Raw genomic sequence first — 20,891 nt, forward strand, 5'->3', positions numbered from 1 at the left:
GCTAGCAGACTGGCCTTTCGCTGTCGAGATATGGCGGTAAGGGCCGTTTGCGTATACTGCGCAGATGTTTTCCCCAATGGCTTTGCGTCCGCGGTACGCCAAATGGCTGATCGCAACCGGACTCTTCCTGGTGCTCAGTGGCTGTGTTGAGAAACCCAACACACTGGAGCGCGTAAAGGAGGATGGCGTGCTGCGGGTGGTTACCCGAAACAGCCCTGCCACCTACTTTGAGGATCGCAACGGTGAAACCGGCTTCGAATACGAGCTGGTGAAGCGTTTCGCCGACGATTTGGGCGTGGAACTGAAAATCGAGACTGCCGACAACCTCGACGACCTGTTCAGCCAGATCGGCAAACCCAACGGCCCGGTGCTGGCGGCCGCAGGCCTGGTCAGCAGCGAGGCACGCAAGAAACAGGTGCGGTTCTCCCACTCCTACCTGGAGGTCACCCCGCAGGTCATCTACCGCAACGGCCAGTCACGCCCCACGGACGCGGCAGCCCTGGCGGGCAAGAAGATCATGGTGCTCAAGGGCAGCACCCACGCCGAGCAACTGGCGCAACTGAAACAGCAGTATCCGGGCATCGAATACGAGGAATCCGACGCCGTTGAAGTGGTCGACCTGTTGCGCATGGTCGATGAGGGCCAGATCGACCTGACCCTGGTGGATTCCAACGAAGTGGCGATGAACCAGGTGTACTTCCCCAACGTCCGCGTGGCCTTCGACCTGGGCGATGCCCGCAGTCAGAGCTGGGCGGTGGCCCCTGGAGAAGACAACAGCCTGCTCAACGAAATCAACGCCTACCTCGACAAAGTGCAGAAGAACGGCACCCTGCAACGCCTGAAAGACCGCTATTACGGACACGTCGATGTTCTCGGATACATGGGCGCCACCACCTTCGCCCAGCATTTGCAGCAACGGCTGCCCAAGTATGAGCAACACTTCAAGGCCTACGCCAAGCGGGAAAAAGTCGATTGGCGCCTGCTGGCCGCCATCGGCTATCAGGAATCGCTATGGCAACCGGCGGTCACGTCCAAGACCGGTGTGCGCGGCCTGATGATGCTGACCCAGAACACCGCCCAGGCCATGGGCGTGTCCAACCGCCTGGACCCGAAGCAAAGCATCATGGGAGGCGCCAAGTACCTGGCCTACATGAAGGAGCAACTCGACGAGAGCATCCAGGAGCCGGACCGTACCTGGTTCGCCCTCGCCGCCTATAACGTCGGTAGCGGTCATCTGGACGACGCCCGCAAGCTGGCGGCCAAGGAAGGGTTGAACCCGAACAAGTGGCTGGACGTGAAGAAGATCCTGCCGCGCCTGTCCCAGAAACAGTGGTACAGCAAGACCCGCTACGGCTACGCCCGGGGCGGCGAGCCGGTGCATTTCGTGGCGAACATCCGCCGCTACTACGACATCCTGACCTGGGTCACGCAGCCGCAGCTCGAAGGCAACCAGGTGGCCGAAGGCAACCTGCATGTGCCGGGCGTCGACAAGAGCAAGCCGAACCAGGAAACCCCGCCGCTCTGACGGCCCCACACAAACCCTGATGCGGTGATGAACCTGTGGCGAGGGGATTTATCCCCGTTGGGCTGCGCAGCAGCCTTAAAACCTGGCGCCTCGGTGTGCCAGATAGACGGGGTAGAACGCTTTGGGGCTGCTACGCAGCCCAGCGGGGATAAATCCCCTCGCCACAATGGATCGCACCCGTATCGAGTTGTGTGCTGATATCAGGCTTTTGCGGCCGCCAGGATCAGCGCCTTCATCTCCGCCACCGCCGACTTGAACCCGACAAACAAGGCATGGGCCACCAGCGCATGGCCGATGTTCAGCTCGTTGATGCCTTTGATGGCCGCCACGGCTTCGACGTTGTGGTAGTGCAGGCCATGGCCGGCGTTGACGATCAGGCCCTGTGCCAGGCCGAACGCGACACCGTCAGCCACTCGTTGCAGCTCATCGGCCACATCCGTGGGGGTTTCGGCATCCGCGTAGCGGCCGGTGTGCAGCTCAATGGCCGGGGCACCGACCCGCTTGGAGGCCTCGATCTGCCGCTCGTCGGCGTCGATGAACAACGACACTTCGGCGCCGGTTTTCGACAGCCGCTCCACTGCCGCCCGGATCCGCGCTTCCTGCCCCGCCACGTCCAGGCCGCCTTCGGTGGTCAGCTCCTGACGCGTTTCCGGTACCAGGCAAATGTGCGCCGGGCGGATACGCTCGGCGAATGCCAGCATTTCTTCGGTCACGCCCATCTCGAAATTCATACGGGTCTGCAATACGTCCTTGAGCAGCAGCACATCGCGTTCCTGGATATGGCGACGGTCCTCACGCAGGTGCACGGTGATGCCGTCGGCGCCCGCCTCTTCGGCGTCCAGTGCAGCCTTGACCGGATCCGGATAGCGGGTACCGCGGGCCTGGCGCAGGGTGGCGACATGGTCGATGTTCACGCCGAGAAGAATGCGATTGCTGGTGCTCACGAAAAGCGCTCCTTGAATGGACAGAGATTCGGCCCACAGCATACGGGTTGATCAGGGCTTGCGAAACAGCTCGCGACTGACCAGCGGCTTGCCACCCAGATGAACCGCCAAAGCCTGGCGCATCAGACGCTTGGCCGCGGACAAAGCGCCGGGCGCGCTCCAGTCGGCCTCGGCCATGGCCAGCAGCTCGACGCCGTTGAACAGACCGGGTTGCAGCAGATAGACGCGCTCCAGGCCGGCATCAACCTGCAAGCGGTAAAGGCCATCGGCGGCAATGGGCGCGCCGTTCAGGTCGGCGTCTAGAGCGAACCCGTAGCCCAGGTCATCCAGCAACCGCCACTCGAAGGATCGCAGCAGCGGCTCCAGCGGCCGGCCTTCGGCCAGGGCCAGCAGTGTCGCGGCGTAGTGATCGAAGACGGCAGGATGCGGGTCTTCGGCGGGCAACAGGCGGATCAGCAACTCATTGAGGTACAGGCCGCTGAACAACGCCTCGCCGTTGAGCCAGGCCGAGACTCCGTTGCTTTCCATGCGCCCGACATTCTTGAGCTCGCCCCGCCCCCGGAATTCGACCTCCAGGGGCACGAACGGCCGCGCCAGCGTTCCGGCCTTGCCCCGCGCGCCCCGTAACACCGCCCGCAGACGCCCTTGCGGCGTGAGGAAATCCACCAGAGCACTGCTTTCGCGGTATGCGCGCGAATGCAGGACGTAGGCGACTTGGGCGATGGGATGGGTGGGGGACATGGAGGTCGCAGTTCTCAATAAGGAAACGCAGTATTACCAACAACCAGAAACCACTGTGGGAGCGAGCCTGCTGGGAGCAAGGCTTGCCCGCGATGAACACAACGCGGTCTTCTTGAAACCGAGTCGCTTGTATCGCGAGCAAGCTTTGCTCCCACCAAGCCCGCTCCCACACAGTCCGTGGTGTACTGCCGGACGGATTACAAGTCGCCGTAACCCAGCGAACGCAGTGCCCGCTCATCATCCGACCAGCCACCCTTCACCTTTACCCACAGGTTGAGCATGATCTTGGAGTCGAACAACAACTCCATGTCCTTGCGCGCCTCGGTGCCGATGCGCTTGATGCGCTCGCCCTTGTCGCCAATGATGATTTTCTTCTGGCCGTCACGTTCGACGAGGATCAGCGCGTGGATGTGCAGGGTCTTGCCCTGTTGCTTGAACTCTTCGATTTCCACGGTGATCTGGTACGGCAGCTCGGCGCCCAGCTGGCGCATGATTTTCTCGCGCACCAGTTCCGCGGCGAGGAAACGGCTGCTGCGATCGGTAATCTGGTCTTCAGGGAAGAAGTGATCGTTTTCTGGCAGATGTTCGGCAATCACCCGCTCCAGCGCGTCCAGGTTATGGCCGTGCTGGGCCGAGATCGGGATGATCTGGGCGTTGGGCAGCTGTTCCTGCAACCAGGTCAGGTGCGGCATCAGCTCAGCTTTGTCCTCGATACGGTCGGTCTTGTTCAGCGCCACTATCAGCGGGCCGGTCACGTACTGGACGCGTTCGAGGACCATCTGGTCTTCTTCGGTCCACTTGGTACGGTCGACCACGAAGATCACCACGTCGACGTCTTTCAACGCTGCCGAAGCGGTCTTGTTCATGTAGCGGTTCAGGGCCTTTTCGCCCCCCTTGTGCATGCCCGGGGTATCGACGTAGATCGCCTGCACGTCGCCCTCGGTCTTGATACCCAGCATATTGTGGCGGGTGGTCTGGGGCTTGCGCGAGGTGATCGCCAGTTTCTGGCCCAGGATATGGTTCAGCAATGTGGACTTGCCCACGTTCGGCCGGCCAACGATGGCGACATAGCCGCAACGGGTAACGGTTGTATCAGTCATTGCCATTCTCCACGCCCAGGGCGATCAATGCTGCGGCGGCCGCCACCTGCTCGGCGATACGGCGGCTCACGCCCTGGCCACGGCTTTTTTCATTCAATAGGACCACTTCGCATTCGACGAAGAAGGTTCGGCAGTGCGGCTCGCCCTGGATGTCCACGACTTCGTAGCGCGGCAGCTCGCAACTGCGCGATTGCAGGAACTCCTGCAAACGGGTTTTCGGATCCTTGTTGGTGTCGACCAGCGTCAGGCTGTCGATTTCGGAGGTCAGCCAGGCCAGCACGCGCTCGCGAGCCTTTTCCATGCCCGAATCCAGGTAGATCGCACCAATCAGAGCTTCCAGGGCGTCGGCCAGAATCGACTCGCGCCGAAAACCGCCGCTTTTCAACTCGCCGGAGCCCAGGCGCAGGTAGTCGCCCAAATCGAAACCACGAGCCAGCACGGCCAGGGTCTCACCTTTTACCAGCCGCGCGCGCAAACGCGACAACTGGCCTTCGCGGGCCAGCGGGAAGCGCTCGAACAGTGCCTCGCCAGCGACGAAGTTGAGGATGGCATCACCGAGGAATTCCAGGCGTTCGTTATTACGCCCGGCAAAACTGCGGTGAGTGAGGGCCAGGAGCATCAGCTCCGGGTCCTTGAAGTTGTAGCCGAGCTGGCGCTCGAGGCGGCTTAGAGAAACGCTCACGGTTTACCCACGCTGAGTTCGTGGCTGGATTCCACCGCCAGGTCGGCAAGACGCCGTTGGCTTGGGACAATTAACGCTGTGTTCAAAAATGAAGTCCTGACTAACGTTGGCGCCTTGTACAGGCTCCAGAAATGCATTCGGCGCTGTGTTCAACAGCGCCGTGTGTTTACTTGATCAGGCCAACCCGCGAGAAATTCGGCAGGTGTCCGAGTTTGGGTTCCGGCCAGCTCATCCAGACCGCAAAGGCCTTGCCGACGATATTCCGGTCGGGGACCATGCCCAGCATGTCCTTGGGAATGTTCGGATCATCCCAGTAACGGCTGTCGTTGGAGTTGTCGCGGTTGTCGCCCATCATGAAATAGTGCCCGGCCGGCACGGTCCACGAATGGTCCGGCGTGGCGCGGTAGCGGCTCATTTCCTTGCGAATCAGATGCTCGACCTCGCCGAGTTTCTCCTGGTAGAGCTCGGCGCTGCCCAGGGTGCCTGGCTCGGAGCCGAGCAGTTGTTCGGCCACCAGTTCGCCATTCACGTACAAACGCTTGTCGACGGTGTAGCGAATCTTGTCGCCGGGCAAGCCGACCACGCGCTTGATGTAGTTGACGCTAGGGTCGCTGGGAAAGCGGAACACCATCACGTCGCCGCGCTGTGGATCACCCACCTCGATGATTTTCTTGTCGATCACCGGCAGGCGGATCCCGTAGGAGAACTTGTTCACCAGGATGAAATCGCCCACGTCCAGTGTCGGCTTCATCGAGCCGGACGGGATCTGGAACGGCTCCACCAGGAACGAACGCAGCACCAGCACAATGAACAGCACGGGAAAGAACGACTTGCCGTACTCGACCAGCAACGGCTCCTTGTTGAGCTTCTCGACCACCACACCATCGGGCTGGCTGACGCTGCCCTGATAAGAGGCGATAGCCGCCCGGCGCCGAGGCGCCAGGAACAACAGATCAATCAACGCCAACAGACCGCAGACAAACACGGCGATAACCAGCAACAGCGGGAAATTTAGCGACATAGGACCTAACTATCCAACCTGAGCACCGCAAGGAAGGCTTCCTGTGGAATTTCCACATTACCGACCTGCTTCATGCGTTTTTTACCGGCCTTCTGCTTTTCCAACAGCTTGCGCTTACGGCTGACGTCGCCGCCGTAGCATTTGGCCAATACGTTCTTTCTGAGTGCCTTGACGGTTGTACGCGCCACAATCTGCCCGCCAATGGCGGCCTGGATTGCCACGTCGAACATCTGCCGCGGAATCAGTTCCTTCATCTTCTCGGTCAACGCACGACCTTTGTAGTGCGCGTTGTCACGGTGCACGATCAATGCCAGGGCATCGACCTTCTCACCGTTGATCAGCACATCCAGCTTCACCAGATTAGCCGATTGGTAACGATCGAAATGATAGTCCAGCGAAGCATAGCCGCGACTGGTGGATTTCAGGCGATCGAAGAAGTCCAGCACCACTTCGTTCATCGGCAGGTCGTAGGTCACCTGGACCTGCGAGCCGAGGAACAGCATGTCATGTTGCACGCCGCGCTTCTCGATGCACAGGGTAATGACGTTGCCCAGGTGCTCCTGAGGCACAAGGATGTTGGCCCGCACGATCGGTTCGCGCATGTCTTCGATGGCCGACAGGTCTGGCAGCTTGGACGGGTTGTCGACGTAGATGGTTTCACCGTTCTTGAGCAGCAGCTCGAAGATTACCGTCGGCGCCGTGGTGATCAGGTCCAGGTCGTACTCGCGCTCCAGGCGCTCCTGGATGATTTCCATGTGCAGCATGCCCAGGAACCCGCAACGGAAGCCGAAGCCCAGGGCGTCGGAGCTTTCCGGGGTGTATTGCAGCGACGAGTCGTTCAGGGTCAGCTTCTGCAGGGCTTCGCGAAAATCCTCGAAATCGTCGGAGCTGACCGGGAACAGGCCGGCATAGACCTGGGGCTGGATACGTTTGAAACCTGGCAGCACATCGACGTCCGGTGTGGAGCTCAGGGTCAGGGTGTCACCGACCGGCGCCCCGTGGATGTCCTTGATGCCAGCGATGATGAAGCCCACTTCACCGGCCTTGAGGTCGGCGGTGGCGGTGTGTTTCGGATTGAATACACCGACGCTGTCCACCAGATGGACCTTGCCAGTGGACTTGACCAGGATCTTGTCGCCCTTCTTCACGCGGCCGTGACGCACGCGAACCAGGGACACCACACCCAGGTAGTTGTCGAACCAGGAGTCGATGATCAACGCCTGCAGCGGATCCTCGATGTTGCCGGTCGGCGCGGGAATCGTGGTCACCAGGCGCTCGAGCACTTCATCCACGCCCAGGCCGGTCTTGGCACTGCAGGTGACCGCGTCGGTAGCGTCGATGCCGATGATCTTCTCGATCTCATCCTTGACGCGTTCCGGCTCGGCCTGGGGCAGGTCGATCTTGTTCAGGACCGGCATGACTTCCAGGCCCTGTTCGATGGCCGTGTAGCAGTTGGCAACCGATTGAGCCTCGACACCCTGGCCGGCATCGACCACCAGCAACGCACCTTCACAGGCCGCCAGCGAGCGGCTGACTTCATAGGTGAAGTCGACGTGGCCCGGGGTATCAATGAAGTTCAGCTGATAAGTGACGCCGTCTTTGGCCTTGTAATAGAGAGTGACGCTGTGGGCCTTGATGGTAATCCCGCGTTCACGCTCGAGGTCCATGGAGTCCAGGACCTGGGCTTCCATCTCACGCTCGGTCAGGCCACCGCACATCTGGATGAAGCGATCAGCCAGCGTCGACTTGCCATGGTCAATGTGGGCGATGATGGAGAAATTGCGGATATGACTCAAATCACTCACGGATCAACACTCAAAAAGGCTGCAGGCAAGGCCCGCCGAAAAATAGCCGGGAATTGTACCTGATACAGCGCGCAAGCGTCACGTTCGCCTGTCGAGGATTGATGTCGCGAACATTATCATGGCAATGGGTTTATCTGTGGCGAGGGGATTTAGCGAAACGTCGCACCGCCCCGCTGGGCTGCAAAGCAGTCCCAAAACCAGGCGACGCCGGCGTGTCAGACAGATAAGGGCGACTGCTTAGGGGCTGCCTGCGCAGCCCAGCGGGGCGGTGCGACGTTTCGATAAATCCCCTCGCCACAGAGCCCCTGGGATCACCCAGCCCGGCGCAGCAGCCAGAGCCCAGCCAACGCACAGACACCCGCCGGCACCAGCACCGCGAACAGGGGCGAGAAACCGAACACCAGGCTCGATGGCCCCAGCAGATCCTGGGCAATGCGGAAGGTGAAGCCCACCAGCACGCCGGTAAACACCCGCTGACCGAGGGTTACCGAACGCAGCGGACCAAAGATGAAGGAGATGGCCATCAGCACCAGGGCGGCAGTGACCAGCGGCTGCAATACCTTGACCCAAAAAGCCAGCCAGTAGCGGCCGTTGTTCAGGCCCTGATCGGCCAGGTAGTGGATATACCCCCACAGACCGGTAATCGACAGGGATTCCGGTGCCATGACTACCGTGCTGAGCAACTGCGGGCTGATCGCCACGTCCCAACGCTCCTGCGGGGTCGCGACCACCTCGGTGTTCTTTTCATGGAACAGGGTGGTGGTGACACCGCTCAATTGCCAATGATCCTCGACAAACTGGGCGCGCTTGGCAAAGCTCGACGAAAGCATGTGACGTTGCTCGTCGAAGCGATACCGGGTCACGCCATAGAGGATTCCGTTGGGCTGGACCGAGTTGATGTGGATGAATTCGTCACCCTGGCGGTGCCACAGACCATGCTTGGCGCTTTGTGCATCGCCACCACCCTGGGCCAGGGAACGGTTGGCCTGGGCAGTGTTCTCGGTGGCCGGGGCAATGTACTCGCCGATCAGGACTCCAACCAGCATCAGCACCAGCATCGGTTTCATCACCGCCCAGACGATCCGACCGACGGAAACCCCGGCAGCACGCATGATGGTCAGTTCACTGTTGCTGGCCAGGCTGCCCAGGCCGATCAGGCAACCGATAAGCGCCGCCATCGGCAGCATGTCGTACAGGCGCCTTGGCGCGGTCAGCAATACATAGCTCGCCACGTCCGTCAGGGTATAGGTATCACTGACGTCACTCATTTCATCGATGAAGGCAAACAGGGTCGCCAGGCCAAGGATGATCCCCAGCACCGCGAGGATTGCCATGAACACGCTGCTGCCGATGTAGCGATCGAGTTTAACCACGGACCACCTCCAGCGCGCTGCGACGGCTCGCCAGCTTCAGGCGAAGCGGCTCCCAGTAGAGCAGCCCCAGGCCGATGGCCAGGAAAATCGCATGCACCCACCACAGGCCCAATGCCGGCGGGATCTTGCCTTTCTCCAGGGCACTGCGGGCGGAAATCAGGATGGTCAGGTAAGCCATATAAAGGAGAATCGCCGGGAGCAGCTTGAGGAAACGACCCTGGCGCGGATTGACCCGGGCCAGCGGAACCGCCATCAGGGTCACGATAAATACCAGCAACGGCAGCGACAGGCGCCATTGCAGCTCGGTGCGCGCACGGATGTCATCGCTGCCCAGCAGGGTCGCGGTTGGCATCGCGTCGCGGTCAGTGACCTCCTCGCTGGCCTCGGGCTTGGGCAGTAGCACGCCGTAGGTGTCGTACTTGATGGCCCGGTAGTCGGCCTGCCCCGGCTTGCCGTCATAGCGATAGCCGTTTTCGAGGATCAGGTAGCGGTTGCCGTCGGGATTGATCTCCTGGCGCCCCTTCTCGGCCACCAGCACGGAAATACCGCGATCCTTCTGACTGCTGGACGACAGGTTCTTTTGCGTGATGAAGACGCCGCCAAGGTTGACCCGGTCATCCGAAAGCTGCTCGGTGTAGGTGACGCGCGTACCGTCGCGAAGAGCCTGGAAGCGCCCCGGCACCAGGGTATCGAACTCGGTCAGGGCGTCCTGCTGGTTGATCAGCAACTGGAACTGGTTAGCGCCCTGGGGCGCCAGGCTCAGGCTCAGCCAGGCGACCACCAATGCCACCAGCGTCGCCGGGAACAGGGTAATGCGAAACAGACGTTGCTGGCTCATGCCGGTGGCCGACAGGACCGTCATTTCGCTGTCCAGGTACAGGCGACCATAGGCCAGCAAGATGCCGAGGAACAAGCCCAGCGGCAGGATCAGTTGCAGGAAACCTGGCAGGCGGAAACCCATGATCAGGAACAGGGAGCCTGGATCCAGCGCGCCGGAAGCGGCCTGGGCGAGGTACTTGATGAAGCGCCCGCTCATGATGATGACCAGCAGCACGGCACTGACCGCGCTCAGGGTCAGCAGGACTTCGCGGGATAGATATCGAAAAACGATCAAACCAGACACTCCAGGATTGTCAGGCTAGGGGCCAAACAAGCAATCGAGCCACTCGCCATCACGAGCCGCCGAAAAAAGAGCCGCATTATCCTGTGATTGGAGGCGCCTGTCACTTCGCGCGCTTTAAACCGGTGGCTGAAGCCGCAAAGATAGCTGCCCCAAGGGTTGTCAGCTTCGGGGCCCGGGGTTCAAACTGCGGCCTTTGTCGCCGGCGCGATACCGTTCACGTTGCTTCACTCAAGACGCGTGGCGCCCGACATCTTGACCATTTATTCAGGGATCCGGACATGGAACTGGTTGTAAAAAGCGTTAGCCCAGAAACGTTGAAAACCGCCACCCTGGTGGTTGCCGTCGGCGAAGCCCGCAAGCTCGGCGTCGTCGCCTCCCAGCTCGACGCCCTGTGCGGCGGCGCCATAAGTGCCGTGCTCAAGCGCGGCGACCTCGCCGGCAAGGTCGGCCAAAGCCTGTTGCTGCACAACCTGCCCAACCTCAAGGCCGAGCGCGTGCTGCTGGTGGGTGTGGGCAAGGATGCGGAACTGGGCGACCGTCCGTTTCGCAAGATCATCGCTGGCGTGCTGGGCACCCTCAAGGGCCTGGGTGGCAGCGATGCCGCACTGGCGCTGGATGAACTGGTGGTCAAGGGCCGCGACAGCTACGGCAAGACCCGCCTGCTGGCCGAAACCCTGGTGGACGGCGAATACCAGTTCGACCAGTTCAAGAGTCAGAAGGCCGAACCCCGCGCCCTGAAAAAAATCACCTTGCTGACCATCAAGGCCGCCCAGGCTGAAGTCCAGCGCGCCGTGACCCACGCCACCGCCATCGCCAACGGCATGGCCTTCACCCGCGACCTGGGCAACCTGCCGCCGAACATCTGCCACCCGACTTTCCTCGGCGAACAGGCCAAGGCCCTGGGCAAGCAATTCAAGGGCCTGAAGGTCGAAGTCTTCGACGAGAAGAAAATCAAGGACCTGGGCATGGGCTCCTTCTATTCCGTCGGCCAGGGCAGCGCCCAGCCGCCACGCCTGATCGTCATGCAATACAACGGCGGCAAGAAGTCCGAGAAGCCTTACGCGCTGGTGGGCAAGGGCATCACCTTCGACACCGGTGGCATCAGCCTCAAGCCCGGTGCCGGCATGGATGAAATGAAATACGACATGGGCGGCGCTGCCAGCGTGTTCGGCACCCTGCGCGCCGTACTCGAGCTGCAACTGCCGATCAACCTGGTGTGCATCCTCGCCTGCGCCGAGAACATGCCTAGCGGAACGGCGTCGCGCCCGGGCGACATCGTCACGACGATGAGCGGCCAGACCGTGGAAATCCTCAACACCGACGCCGAAGGCCGCCTGGTGCTGTGCGATGCCCTCACCTACTCGGAACGCTTCAAGCCGCAGGCGGTGATCGACATCGCAACCCTGACCGGCGCTTGCGTCGTTGCCCTTGGCGCCCATACCTCCGGTCTGCTGGGCAACAACGACGAACTGATCGGGCAATTGCTCAGCGCCGGTCAGCAAGCCGATGACCGCGCCTGGCAGTTGCCACTGTTCGACGAGTATCAGGAGCAACTGGACAGCCCGTTCGCTGATATTGCCAACATTGGCGGCCCGAAGGCCGGTACCATCACTGCGGCATGTTTCCTGTCACGCTTCACCAAGAACCTGAACTGGGCGCACCTGGACATCGCCGGTACGGCATGGACCAGTGGTGGCAAGGATAAAGGTGCCACCGGTCGTCCGGTTCCACTGCTGACCCAATACCTGCTGGACCGTGCCAAGGCCTGACACCAATGACTGCCGATGGCACCGTCTGCGGACGGTGTCATCGGTGGCTCAGGAACTGCAATGACCAAAGTCGACTTCTATATCCTGCCCAGCGCCGATCCGTCGGCCCGGCTGGATTTCGCCTGCAAGCTCACTGAAAAAGCCTGGCGCATGGGCCATCGCATCTACCTGCATTGCAGCGATGCCGCCCAGCGCGAAGCACTTGACGCACGCCTGTGGGCCTTCAAGGGCGAAAGCTTCGTACCCCATGGCCCGGCCGAAAGCGAACCCGAAGGACTGATCGTGCTGGGGCTGGGAGAAGACTGCGGCCAACACCAGGACCTGCTGGTCAACCTCGATCTGAAAGTGCCGGCCTTTGCTTCGCGTTTCGCCCGTGTGGCGGAAGTGGTGGTGGAGGATCCGGCCATCCGGCAAGCCGCGCGGGAGAGTTTCCGTTTCTACCGCGAACAGGGCTATCCTCTGCAAGACCACCGTTTACAGCGACTCTGAGCCTACGATGGACACTCCAAAACCACCGCAAAAGCCTCCTCACCTGCTGGATGACCTTGAGTCGATCCGCCAGTTGCTCGGCGACGACACCCTGCAACCGCCATTGCTGACCGACACGGTCGTGCATGAGCCCGTGCATGAAGAACAGATCCCCCTGCTGTTCGAGCCGATCACCGGACAGCCCGAGCCCAGGCCGGCGCCCAAGACAGAGCCCAAGGGCCCCGACGCCCTGCTGCACCTGGACAGCGAATTGCGCGCTGCCGCGCAGTTGATCATGCAGGACGTCATCGACGACTTCGCCCCGCACATCGAGACCGAGATCAGGCGCCGGCTGGATGCCAGGATGGAACGGCTGCTGAGCCAGTACGAGTAATTTTCCTGCCTCACAGCGAACACCTTGTGGGAGCCGAGCTTGCTCGCGATGGCGGCGGCACATCCAGCATTGGATGCAACTGACCCGCCGCCATCGCGAGCAAGCTCGGCCCCCACAAGGTTCAACGGTGTCCACAAACTCTGCGCCCGGCGCCTCCCGCCAGTGGCTTGCATCTGCCCCGCCCGCTATACTTCCCGGCTTTTCCTGAATAAATGCCAATAGGGTCCCGCCGCGCATGGATAAGACCTACCAGCCGCACGCCATTGAAACTTCCTGGTACAACACCTGGGAGTCCGAGAATTATTTCGCTCCGCAAGGCGCGGGCGATTCCTACACCATCATGATCCCGCCGCCGAACGTCACCGGCAGCCTGCACATGGGCCACGGCTTCAATAATGCGATCATGGACGCCCTGATCCGCTTCCGACGCATGCAGGGTCGCAACACCTTGTGGCAGCCGGGCACCGACCACGCCGGTATCGCCACTCAAATGCTGGTGGAACGCCGCCTCGAAGCCCAGGGCCAGAATCGCCACGACCTGGGCCGCGAGAAATTTCTCGAAAAAGTCTGGGAATGGAAAGACGAGTCCGGTGGCAACATCAGCCGTCAGATCCGTCGCCTCGGCTCGTCCGTGGACTGGAGCCGCGAGCGCTTCACCATGGACGATGGCCTCTCGGAAGCGGTGAAGGAAGCCTTCGTGCGTCTGCATGAAGATGGCCTGATCTACCGCGGCAAGCGCCTGGTCAACTGGGACACCAAGCTGCACACCGCCATTTCCGACCTCGAAGTGGAAAACCATGACGAGAAAGGTTTCCTGTGGAACCTGAAGTACCCGTTGGCCGACGGCGCCAAGACCGCCGAAGGCAAGGGCTACCTGATCGTCGCCACCACCCGGCCGGAAACAATGCTGGGCGACTCGGCCGTGGCGGTGAACCCGAACGACGAGCGCTACAAGGCCCTGATCGGCAAGTTCGTGGAATTGCCCCTTGTCGGTCGCCGCATTCCTATCATCGGTGACGATTATTGCGACCCCGAATTCGGCACCGGCTGCGTGAAAATCACCCCGGCCCACGATTTCAATGACTACGAAGTCGGCAAACGCCACAACCTGCCGCTGCTGAACATTTTCGACAAGAATGCCAATGTCCTGCCGGCAGCCCAGGTGTTCAACCTCGACGGCACCCTGAACGACAGTATCGACGGCCAGATTCCCGCCGAATACGCCGGTCTCGACCGCTTCGAGGCGCGCAGGCAGATCGTTGCCGCGTTCGACGCCGCCGACCTGCTGGTCAGCGTCGACGATCACGCCCTGAAAGTACCGAAAGGCGACCGCTCCGGCACCGTCATCGAGCCGTGGCTGACCGACCAATGGTACGTTTCCACCAAGCCGCTGGCCGAGCCGGCGATTGCCGCCGTAGAAGACGGCCGCATCCAGTTCGTGCCCAAGCAATACGAGAACATGTACTTTTCGTGGATGCGCGACATCCAGGACTGGTGCATCAGCCGCCAGTTGTGGTGGGGCCATCGCATTCCAGCCTGGTACGACGAATCGGGCAAGGTCTACGTCGGTCGCGACGAGGCCGAAGTCCGCGCCAAGCACAACCTCGGCCCCGACGTTGCGCTGCAGCAGGACAACGACGTACTCGACACCTGGTTCAGCTCGGGCCTGTGGACCTTCTCGACCCTCGGCTGGCCGCAACAGACCGAGTTCCTGAAGAAATTCCACTCCACCGACGTGCTGGTCACCGGTTTCGACATCATTTTCTTCTGGGTCGCCCGGATGATCATGCTGACCATGCACTTGATCAAGAACCCCGACGGCACGCCGCAGGTTCCGTTCAAGACCGTCTACGTCCACGGCCTGGTACGCGATGGCCAGGGCCAGAAGATGTCCAAGTCCAAGGGCAACGTCCTTGACCCGCTGGACATCATCGACGGCATCGATCTGGAAACCCTGGTGCAGAAACGCACCTCCGGGCTGATGCAGCCAAAACTGGCGAAGAAGATCGAGAAAGCCACCCGCGAAGAATTCGCCGATGGCATCGCCAGCTACGGCACCGACGCCCTGCGCTTCACCTTCTGCTCGCTGGCGTCCACCGGTCGCGACATCAAGTTCGACATGGGCCGCGTCGAAGGCTACCGCAACTTCTGCAACAAGATCTGGAACGCAGCTCGCTATGTGCTGGACAAGGGTGAAGACTGCGGCCAGAACGGCGAAGCCTTTGAGCTGACCCTGGCGGACCGCTGGATCATTTCGCAGCTGCAACGCACCGAGGCAGAAGTGACCCGCCAACTGGACCAATTCCGCTTCGACCTGGCCGCGCAAGCCTTGTACGAGTTCATCTGGAACCAGTATTGCGACTGGTACCTGGAGCTGTCCAAGCCAGTGCTGTGGGACGACAACGCACCGGTCGAACGCCAGCGCGGCACCCGTCGGACCCTGGTCCGGGTATTGGAAGTGGCCCTGCGCCTGGCGCACCCGTTCATGCCATTCATCACCGAGGAAATCTGGCAGCGCATCGCCCCGCTGGCAGGCGCCCAAGGCAAGACGATCATGCTGCAGCCGTGGCCGGTGGCCAACGAAAGCCGCATCGATCCGGCGGCCGAAGACGACATCGAATGGCTCAAGACCTTCATGCTCGGCCTGCGCAACATCCGCGCCGAGATGAACATCGGCCCGGGCAAGCCGCTGACCCTGTTCCTGAAGAACGCCAACGCCGAAGATCTGCGCCGCCTCAACGAAAACGAAGCGCTGCTCAAGAAACTGGCGAAGCTTGAATCAGTGACGATCCTGGCTGCCGGCGAAGAAGCGCCGCTGTCCGCTACCGCCCTGGTTGGCGAGATGGAAGTACTGGTGCCGATGGCCGGCCTGATCGACAAGGCAGCCGAACTGGCGCGCCTGGACAAGGAAATCCTGCGTCTCAAAGGCGAAGTGCAGCGAGTGGGTGGCAAGCTGTCCAATGCCGGTTTCGTCGACAAGGCTCCGGCCGAGGTCATCGAGAAGGAGCGGGCCAAACTGGCCGAGGCGGAGCAGGCCTTGGGCAAACTGGCCGAACAGCATGCGCGGATTGCCAGTCTGTAACGGCATATCGCAATGAAAAAGGGAGGCCCGCAACGGCCTCCCTTTTTCATGCCCACTCCCAAGCCCGCTCCCACATTTAATCGGCGCAAGCCTCAAGACGGTGCGGGATGTGGGACAATACCCGCCACTTTTTGAGCCACCCCCGAATCGACCCGCCCATGACCGCGCCTCGCACCCACAGACCCGCACGCCAGAAGCCCAAACCAGCCGCCGAAACCAAGGCCGTAGCGCCGCGAGAGAAAGCCAGCCTGCACCCGCGCAATCGCCACCAGGGCCGTTACGACTTCCCGGCATTGATCAAGAGCACGCCGGAGCTGGCCAGGTTCGTGATCATCAACCCCTATGGCAAGGAAAGCATCGACTTCGCCAGCCCTGAAGCTGTACGGGTGTTCAACCGGGCGCTGCTCAAATCCTTCTACGGCATTGCCCACTGGGACATCCCGGCCGACTACCTGTGTCCGCCGGTACCGGGTCGCGCGGACTATGTGCACTTCCTCGCCGACCTGCTCGCCAGCCATAACGAAGGGGAAATCCCTCGGGGGGCAGCGGTGAAGGTGCTGGACGTCGGCACCGGCGCCAACTGCGTATATCCGTTGATCGGCTACAGCGACTACCGCTGGCACTTCCTGGGTTCGGAGATCGACCCAACGGCTATCGCCTCGGCCAAGGCCATCGTCCAGGCCAACGGGTTGACGAAGGCTATCCAATTGCGCCAGCAAACCAATCGCAAGCAGATCCTGCTGGGCCTTCTCGATGACGCCGAGCAGTTCGACCTGACGATGTGTAATCCGCCGTTCCACGCCTCCCTGGAGGAAGCCACCCGCGGCAGTCAGCGTAAATGGCGCGCCCTGGGCAAGGCTGATCCGAAGCGCAAGTTGCCGGTCCTGAATTTTGGCGGTCAGGCCGCCGAACTTTGGTGCGAGGGTGGAGAAGTCCGCTTCGTAACCCAAATGATTGGTGAAAGCGCGCAGTTGGCCCGGCAGGTCCTGTGGTTCAGCACCCTGGTGTCGAAGGTCTCGAACCTGCCGCCGATTCAAGCCGCACTGAAAAAGGCCGGCGCGATGCACAGCCAGGTGGTGGAGATGTCCCAGGGACAAAAGCAGAGCCGCTTCGTGGCCTGGACCTTCCACACGGAGGCACAACAGCAGGCCTGGCGTCAGGCGCGATGGATTCGCAAGGACTGAATGGGCTGCATTGCGCCGTCCCTCTTATTCAAGACAACAAAAAACCGTGCCCGGACTGCTCCGCCGCACGGTTTTTTTTCAAGCGTCTTACTTGGCGTTGATCGAATCAACCAGGCCTTTGGCCGGAACCAGCTTGACGACTTTCTTTGCAGCGATTTCGATGGCAGCGCCAGTCGAAGGGTTGCGGCCGGTACGGGCAGGACGCTCGGTGACTTTCAGCTTGCCGATACCTGGCAAGGTGATTTCGCCGCCGCTTTCCAGCTGGTCGGCAACGATTTGGCCCAACTGGTCCAGAGCGTTACGCGCGGTGGTTTTCGGCGCGTCGATGGCTTCAGCGATGTCAGCGATCAGTTGGTCTTTGGTAAGAGCCATGTAGTGTTCCTTCCCTATCAAATTCATATGGATTGCAGAGTGCAGTGTCAGCCATCGAGCCCGATCTCTTCGGACCGGACACCCTCGGTCATCACCACGACGGGTCGGGGTAATAGATGCCGAAATCCGGGTTTGGTTCGACCTGACAAATGCTGAATGCATGCTTAACGCAGTGCCTTCGCGTAAGACCGGGCAAAACTAGCACAACGCCTGTGAAATATCCGCCCTTAGCTACCCATTTGGTCAGCTTTATTGCGCTAATTCGGTAAAAAAATGCATATGGGCCGTCGGACGGCTCCGAAATCCCCTTCGCAGCGCTCCAAAACCAGTGATTGCGGTACACTGGGCGCTTTTCGGGGGAGCGTGCCCTCCTCTCTTTCATCAGCCGAGAAGCCCATGCCGATCCGTCATTGCATCGTCCACCTGATCGACAAAAAACCCGACGGCACCCCTGCTGTGCTCCATGCCCGGGACTCCGAACTGGCAGAGTCCACGGCCATCGAAAACATGCTTGCCGATCTCAACGAGAGCTACAACGCCAAACAAGGCAAGGCCTGGGGGTTCTTTCATGCCGAGTCCGGGGCACATCCGTTCAGCGGCTGGCTGAAGGAATACCTGGACGGCGGCAAGGATTTCACCGCATTCAGTCGCGTGGCAGTGGAACACCTGCAAAAGCTGATGGAAGAGTCCAACCTCTCGGTGGGCGGCCATGTGCTGTTCGCCCATTATCAACAGGGCATGACCGACTACCTGGCCATCGCCCTGCTGCACCACAGCGAAGGCGTGGCGGTCACCGATGAGCTGGACGTCACCCCGTCCCGGCACCTGGACCTGGGCCAGTTGCACCTGGCGGCACGGATAAATGTGTCGGAATGGCAGAACAACAAGCAGTCCAGGCAATATATTTCCTTCATCAAGGGCAAGAACGGCAAGAAGGTCTCGGAGTATTTCCGCGACTTCATCGGCTGCCAGGAAGGCGTCGACGGCCCCGGCGAAACCCGCACGCTGCTCAAGGCCTTCAGCGACTTCGTCGAAAGCGAAGACCTGCCGGAAGACGATGCCCGGGAAAAGACCAAGACCCTGGTCGATTACGCCAGCAGCCAGGCGAAGCTCGGCGAACCCATGGGCCTGGAAGAACTGTCCGAACTGATCGACGAAGACCGCCCGAAAGCCTTCTATGATCACATCCGCAACAAGGACTATGGCCTGTCGCCGGAAATCCCGGCTGATAAACGCACCCTCAACCAGTTCCGCCGCTTCACCGGCCGGGCGGAAGGTTTGTCCATCAGCTTCGAAGCGCACCTGCTGGGTTCCAAGATCGAATATGACGAAGAAGCCGGTACGTTGATCATCAAGGGATTGCCGACGTCTCTGACTGACCAGCTCAAGCGGCGCAATTGATGCTCGGCGGGGTCCTGAGGAAGTTCCTGCCGATTTTGCTGGTGGTGGTGGCGTACCAGAACTGGGGCAAGATCGAGCGGCTGTTCAACCCATCGCAAATGGTCTCGCAGCAGATCCGCAGCCATGCCCGCGTTACGCTGTATGCCACCGACTGGTGCGGCTACTGCAAGGCAACGCGACGGTTCCTGGATGAGAAAGGCGTACCGTATCGCGAGTTCGATATCGAGAAAGACCCCGAAGCGCGCAAGGCCTATGAGGCGCTGGGTGGTCGGGGAATTCCGATCCTGGACGTGAATGGCACGTTGATTCGCGGGTATGAGCCCGAGACTATCCTCAAGGCCTTATCTGCGACATAGCTCTCTGCGAATCTATCCTCCCCAATCGCGAGCACGCTCGCTCCCACACCGGATCGGCGATGAATATAAATCCTGTGATCGCCGCAAACTGACTGTGGGAGCGGGCTTGCCCGCGAAGGCGTCGGTACATTCGGTATCGACATAGGCTGATACACCGCTTTCGCGAGCAAGCCCGCTCCCACCGGTTATGGGTTGCCTAGCAGGCCTCTATCCGAAATCCAAACCGCGGAAAGTGCACATGCACCACACCGCCGCGTTCGTCCTCACGGCGCAGGATCAATTCTTCGCGCCCGGCAAACAGCAACTCCCCCGCCACCGGATCAACGCCATAGTCAGTCGCGGCGACGCTCACCTGCTGCTCTTTTGCAAACCCGCTCGACTCATCGAATGGCTCATCCGGCAACGCAGCCGGCGTAGCGTTGCGGGCCGCTTCCAAGGCCTCTTCGGAACTCATCGCGCTCGATGCACCATGGCCGAAAGCCAACACCCGCGCCAGCCAGGCCGAGACGGCCGGATACGCGTCCACCAGTGGCGAAGTCACCGGCGTGCCCTTGAGAAACCATAGTGGGTGAGCCATGGCGAAGTCGGCAATCGACGGTTCCCCCAACAGGAAGTCGCCATCTTCGCGCTGCAACTGCTGCTCAAGGCGCGCCATGATCGTCGGCCACTGATGCCTGGCCTGCTCGGCAGCCAAACGCGTGGCGGCGCCGCCACTGAACAGCCCGGCGCGGTCGGCAATGAATGCTTTGATCGCCTCAGGCGACAACTTGGCGAAACGCACGGCCATCGACTCTGGCTGGAACACCAGGCTCACCCCATGCTGGAATACCACCGAATCGGCCCAGGCCGCAAAGGATGCAGCGATCATTTCCCGACCTTCGGGAAACAGCGCCGGCGTGGCCTTTTCCTGCTCCAGCCGCCGAGCAATCAGGGCCGTGTCGCAGTAGATGTCCGCGCCGATCTGCAACACCGGCGTCTTACGGTAGCCGCCCGTCAACGCCGTCAGGTCGGGCTTGGGCATCATCGGCGGGATGTGGACCGAGCGCCAGGACAAGCCTTTGAAACCCAGCAACAGGCGGGCTTTTTCGGCGAAGGGAGACGTCGGGTAATGATGAAGGATCAGCTCTGACATGAGATTTGCCAATGCAGGGAGGAAGTGCGCAAGCTTAGCGCGCCATGGACGTACGGCCTACCCACCTGATGAGGGCTCATCAGTGTGATGGATGATGCGGCGCCCCACTCGCCACCAGACATTCCTTGGCGCTTTTGCGCAGCTTTTTGATCAACCGCTCCTGGCGCAAGGCCTCGCCCTTGTCACGGCAGGCCTCGGTATAGACCAGTGCCACCGCCGGGCTGGAAAGAAAGAAACGTGCGCCCTTGCCACTCTGGTGCTTGGCGAAACGGCGCACCGGATCATCGCTGATGCCACAGTACAACGCGCCGTTGGCGGCCCGCACCAGGTAGACGAACCAGGGCTTGCCCGGCTCGGTTGCAACCTCCGCAGGCAGGTCGGCAGTGTTGTTGGCAGTCGTCACGAAATGTTCAACAGAA

General features: G+C 61.1%; 19 protein-coding genes. 8 read left to right on the forward strand and 11 right to left on the reverse strand.

The window, feature by feature from the left end; genetic code table 11:
* The first annotated feature begins 64 nt into the window (after window positions 1–64).
* On the forward strand, window positions 65–1,525 hold the full coding sequence (gene mltF, locus QZH45_RS24510; protein WP_024777652.1) for a membrane-bound lytic murein transglycosylase MltF: 1,461 nt from the start codon (window positions 65–67) through the stop codon (window positions 1,523–1,525).
* Between the two features lie 200 nt (window positions 1,526–1,725).
* Here the strand turns inward: mltF and pdxJ are convergent, their stop codons facing one another.
* The 8 genes from pdxJ to lptF all read right to left on the reverse strand — a co-directional run bounded on the left by pdxJ (window position 1,726) and on the right by lptF (window position 10,305).
* The gene (gene pdxJ, locus QZH45_RS24515; protein WP_024777651.1) at window positions 1,726–2,469 is read right to left on the reverse strand and encodes a pyridoxine 5'-phosphate synthase; all 744 of its coding nucleotides are present in this window, start codon (window positions 2,467–2,469) and stop codon (window positions 1,726–1,728) included.
* Window positions 2,470–2,520: 51 nt separating this feature from the next.
* Window positions 2,521–3,210 carry a DNA repair protein RecO gene (gene recO, locus QZH45_RS24520; RefSeq protein WP_024777650.1) on the reverse strand — a complete coding sequence of 230 codons (690 nt, stop codon included), beginning with the start codon at window positions 3,208–3,210 and terminating at the stop codon, window positions 2,521–2,523.
* Window positions 3,211–3,407: 197 nt separating this feature from the next.
* Window positions 3,408–4,310 (reverse strand): GTPase Era, encoded by a 903-nt coding sequence (era, locus tag QZH45_RS24525; RefSeq protein ID WP_024777649.1) that lies wholly within the window; start codon window positions 4,308–4,310, stop codon window positions 3,408–3,410.
* Window positions 4,303–4,992 (reverse strand): ribonuclease III, encoded by a 690-nt coding sequence (gene rnc, locus QZH45_RS24530; protein WP_024777648.1) that lies wholly within the window; start codon window positions 4,990–4,992, stop codon window positions 4,303–4,305. Before rnc ends, era begins: the two co-directional genes overlap by 8 nt.
* A gap of 166 nt (window positions 4,993–5,158) precedes the next feature.
* The gene (lepB, locus tag QZH45_RS24535) at window positions 5,159–6,013 is read right to left on the reverse strand and encodes a signal peptidase I (protein WP_024777647.1); all 855 of its coding nucleotides are present in this window, start codon (window positions 6,011–6,013) and stop codon (window positions 5,159–5,161) included.
* 5 nt (window positions 6,014–6,018) lie between these two features.
* Window positions 6,019–7,818, reverse strand: a complete 1,800-nt coding sequence (gene lepA / locus QZH45_RS24540; protein WP_024777646.1) for a translation elongation factor 4 — start codon at window positions 7,816–7,818, stop codon at window positions 6,019–6,021.
* Between the two features lie 311 nt (window positions 7,819–8,129).
* The gene (lptG, locus tag QZH45_RS24545) at window positions 8,130–9,191 is read right to left on the reverse strand and encodes an LPS export ABC transporter permease LptG (protein WP_024777645.1); all 1,062 of its coding nucleotides are present in this window, start codon (window positions 9,189–9,191) and stop codon (window positions 8,130–8,132) included.
* Window positions 9,184–10,305 carry an LPS export ABC transporter permease LptF gene (gene lptF, locus QZH45_RS24550; protein WP_055135180.1) on the reverse strand — a complete coding sequence of 374 codons (1,122 nt, stop codon included), beginning with the start codon at window positions 10,303–10,305 and terminating at the stop codon, window positions 9,184–9,186. The genes lptG and lptF overlap by 8 nt, the downstream gene beginning before the upstream one ends.
* Before the next feature lie 287 nt (window positions 10,306–10,592).
* Between lptF and QZH45_RS24555 the strand changes: the two genes are divergently transcribed.
* The 5 genes from QZH45_RS24555 to rlmF all read left to right on the forward strand — a co-directional run bounded on the left by QZH45_RS24555 (window position 10,593) and on the right by rlmF (window position 17,211).
* The gene (locus tag QZH45_RS24555) at window positions 10,593–12,083 is read left to right on the forward strand and encodes a leucyl aminopeptidase (protein WP_024777643.1); all 1,491 of its coding nucleotides are present in this window, start codon (window positions 10,593–10,595) and stop codon (window positions 12,081–12,083) included.
* 60 nt (window positions 12,084–12,143) lie between these two features.
* Window positions 12,144–12,572: a DNA polymerase III subunit chi gene (locus QZH45_RS24560; protein ID WP_024777642.1), complete on the forward strand. Its 429-nt coding sequence runs from the start codon at window positions 12,144–12,146 to the stop codon at window positions 12,570–12,572.
* 7 nt (window positions 12,573–12,579) lie between these two features.
* Entirely contained in the window at window positions 12,580–12,945 is a 366-nt protein-coding gene (locus QZH45_RS24565) for a hypothetical protein (RefSeq protein ID WP_055135179.1), read from the forward strand.
* 235 nt (window positions 12,946–13,180) lie between these two features.
* A complete protein-coding gene (locus QZH45_RS24570) occupies window positions 13,181–16,027 on the forward strand; it encodes a valine--tRNA ligase (protein WP_024777640.1) in 2,847 nt (948 codons plus the stop codon).
* Between the two features lie 158 nt (window positions 16,028–16,185).
* Complete coding sequence (rlmF, locus tag QZH45_RS24575; protein ID WP_024777639.1) at window positions 16,186–17,211, forward strand: 23S rRNA (adenine(1618)-N(6))-methyltransferase RlmF; 1,026 nt, start codon at window positions 16,186–16,188, stop codon at window positions 17,209–17,211.
* Window positions 17,212–17,298: 87 nt separating this feature from the next.
* On the opposite strand, the gene QZH45_RS24580 is transcribed toward rlmF, so the two are convergent.
* The gene (locus tag QZH45_RS24580; protein WP_024777638.1) at window positions 17,299–17,583 is read right to left on the reverse strand and encodes an HU family DNA-binding protein; all 285 of its coding nucleotides are present in this window, start codon (window positions 17,581–17,583) and stop codon (window positions 17,299–17,301) included.
* 396 nt (window positions 17,584–17,979) lie between these two features.
* On the opposite strand from QZH45_RS24580, the gene yejK reads away from it, so the two are divergent.
* A complete protein-coding gene (gene yejK / locus QZH45_RS24585) occupies window positions 17,980–18,984 on the forward strand; it encodes a nucleoid-associated protein YejK (RefSeq protein ID WP_024777637.1) in 1,005 nt (334 codons plus the stop codon).
* Entirely contained in the window at window positions 18,984–19,340 is a 357-nt protein-coding gene (locus tag QZH45_RS24590) for a glutaredoxin family protein (RefSeq protein ID WP_055135178.1), read from the forward strand. The genes yejK and QZH45_RS24590 overlap by 1 nt, the downstream gene beginning before the upstream one ends.
* A 196-nt stretch (window positions 19,341–19,536) precedes the next feature.
* Here QZH45_RS24590 and QZH45_RS24595 read toward each other — a convergent pair whose 3' ends face one another.
* Window positions 19,537–20,472: a glutathione S-transferase family protein gene (locus tag QZH45_RS24595; protein ID WP_055135996.1), complete on the reverse strand. Its 936-nt coding sequence runs from the start codon at window positions 20,470–20,472 to the stop codon at window positions 19,537–19,539.
* A 79-nt stretch (window positions 20,473–20,551) separates the two neighbouring features.
* Window positions 20,552–20,875 carry a GIY-YIG nuclease family protein gene (locus QZH45_RS24600; protein ID WP_024777634.1) on the reverse strand — a complete coding sequence of 108 codons (324 nt, stop codon included), beginning with the start codon at window positions 20,873–20,875 and terminating at the stop codon, window positions 20,552–20,554.
* Window positions 20,876–20,891: the final 16 nt, after the last annotated feature.

It is taken from the genome of Pseudomonas corrugata, assembly GCF_050920615.1.
Classification (GTDB): domain Bacteria; phylum Pseudomonadota; class Gammaproteobacteria; order Pseudomonadales; family Pseudomonadaceae; genus Aquipseudomonas; species Aquipseudomonas corrugata.

Excerpts from the sequence above, each read along its gene's own strand:
- mltF (WP_024777652.1), top strand. The coding sequence starts at position 65 with ATGTTTTCCCCAATGGCTTTGCGTCCGCGGTACGCCAAATGGCTGATC.
- rlmF (WP_024777639.1), top strand. The coding sequence starts at position 16,186 with ATGACCGCGCCTCGCACCCACAGACCCGCACGCCAGAAGCCCAAACCA.
- QZH45_RS24595 (WP_055135996.1), bottom strand. The coding sequence starts at position 20,472 with ATGTCAGAGCTGATCCTTCATCATTACCCGACGTCTCCCTTCGCCGAA.
- QZH45_RS24555 (WP_024777643.1), top strand. The coding sequence starts at position 10,593 with ATGGAACTGGTTGTAAAAAGCGTTAGCCCAGAAACGTTGAAAACCGCC.
- QZH45_RS24580 (WP_024777638.1), bottom strand. The coding sequence starts at position 17,583 with ATGGCTCTTACCAAAGACCAACTGATCGCTGACATCGCTGAAGCCATC.
- QZH45_RS24590 (WP_055135178.1), top strand. The coding sequence starts at position 18,984 with ATGCTCGGCGGGGTCCTGAGGAAGTTCCTGCCGATTTTGCTGGTGGTG.
- recO (WP_024777650.1), bottom strand. The coding sequence starts at position 3,210 with ATGTCCCCCACCCATCCCATCGCCCAAGTCGCCTACGTCCTGCATTCG.
- lepB (WP_024777647.1), bottom strand. The coding sequence starts at position 6,013 with ATGTCGCTAAATTTCCCGCTGTTGCTGGTTATCGCCGTGTTTGTCTGC.
- QZH45_RS24570 (WP_024777640.1), top strand. The coding sequence starts at position 13,181 with ATGGATAAGACCTACCAGCCGCACGCCATTGAAACTTCCTGGTACAAC.
- QZH45_RS24560 (WP_024777642.1), top strand. The coding sequence starts at position 12,144 with ATGACCAAAGTCGACTTCTATATCCTGCCCAGCGCCGATCCGTCGGCC.
- yejK (WP_024777637.1), top strand. The coding sequence starts at position 17,980 with ATGCCGATCCGTCATTGCATCGTCCACCTGATCGACAAAAAACCCGAC.
- QZH45_RS24565 (WP_055135179.1), top strand. The coding sequence starts at position 12,580 with ATGGACACTCCAAAACCACCGCAAAAGCCTCCTCACCTGCTGGATGAC.
- era (WP_024777649.1), bottom strand. The coding sequence starts at position 4,310 with ATGACTGATACAACCGTTACCCGTTGCGGCTATGTCGCCATCGTTGGC.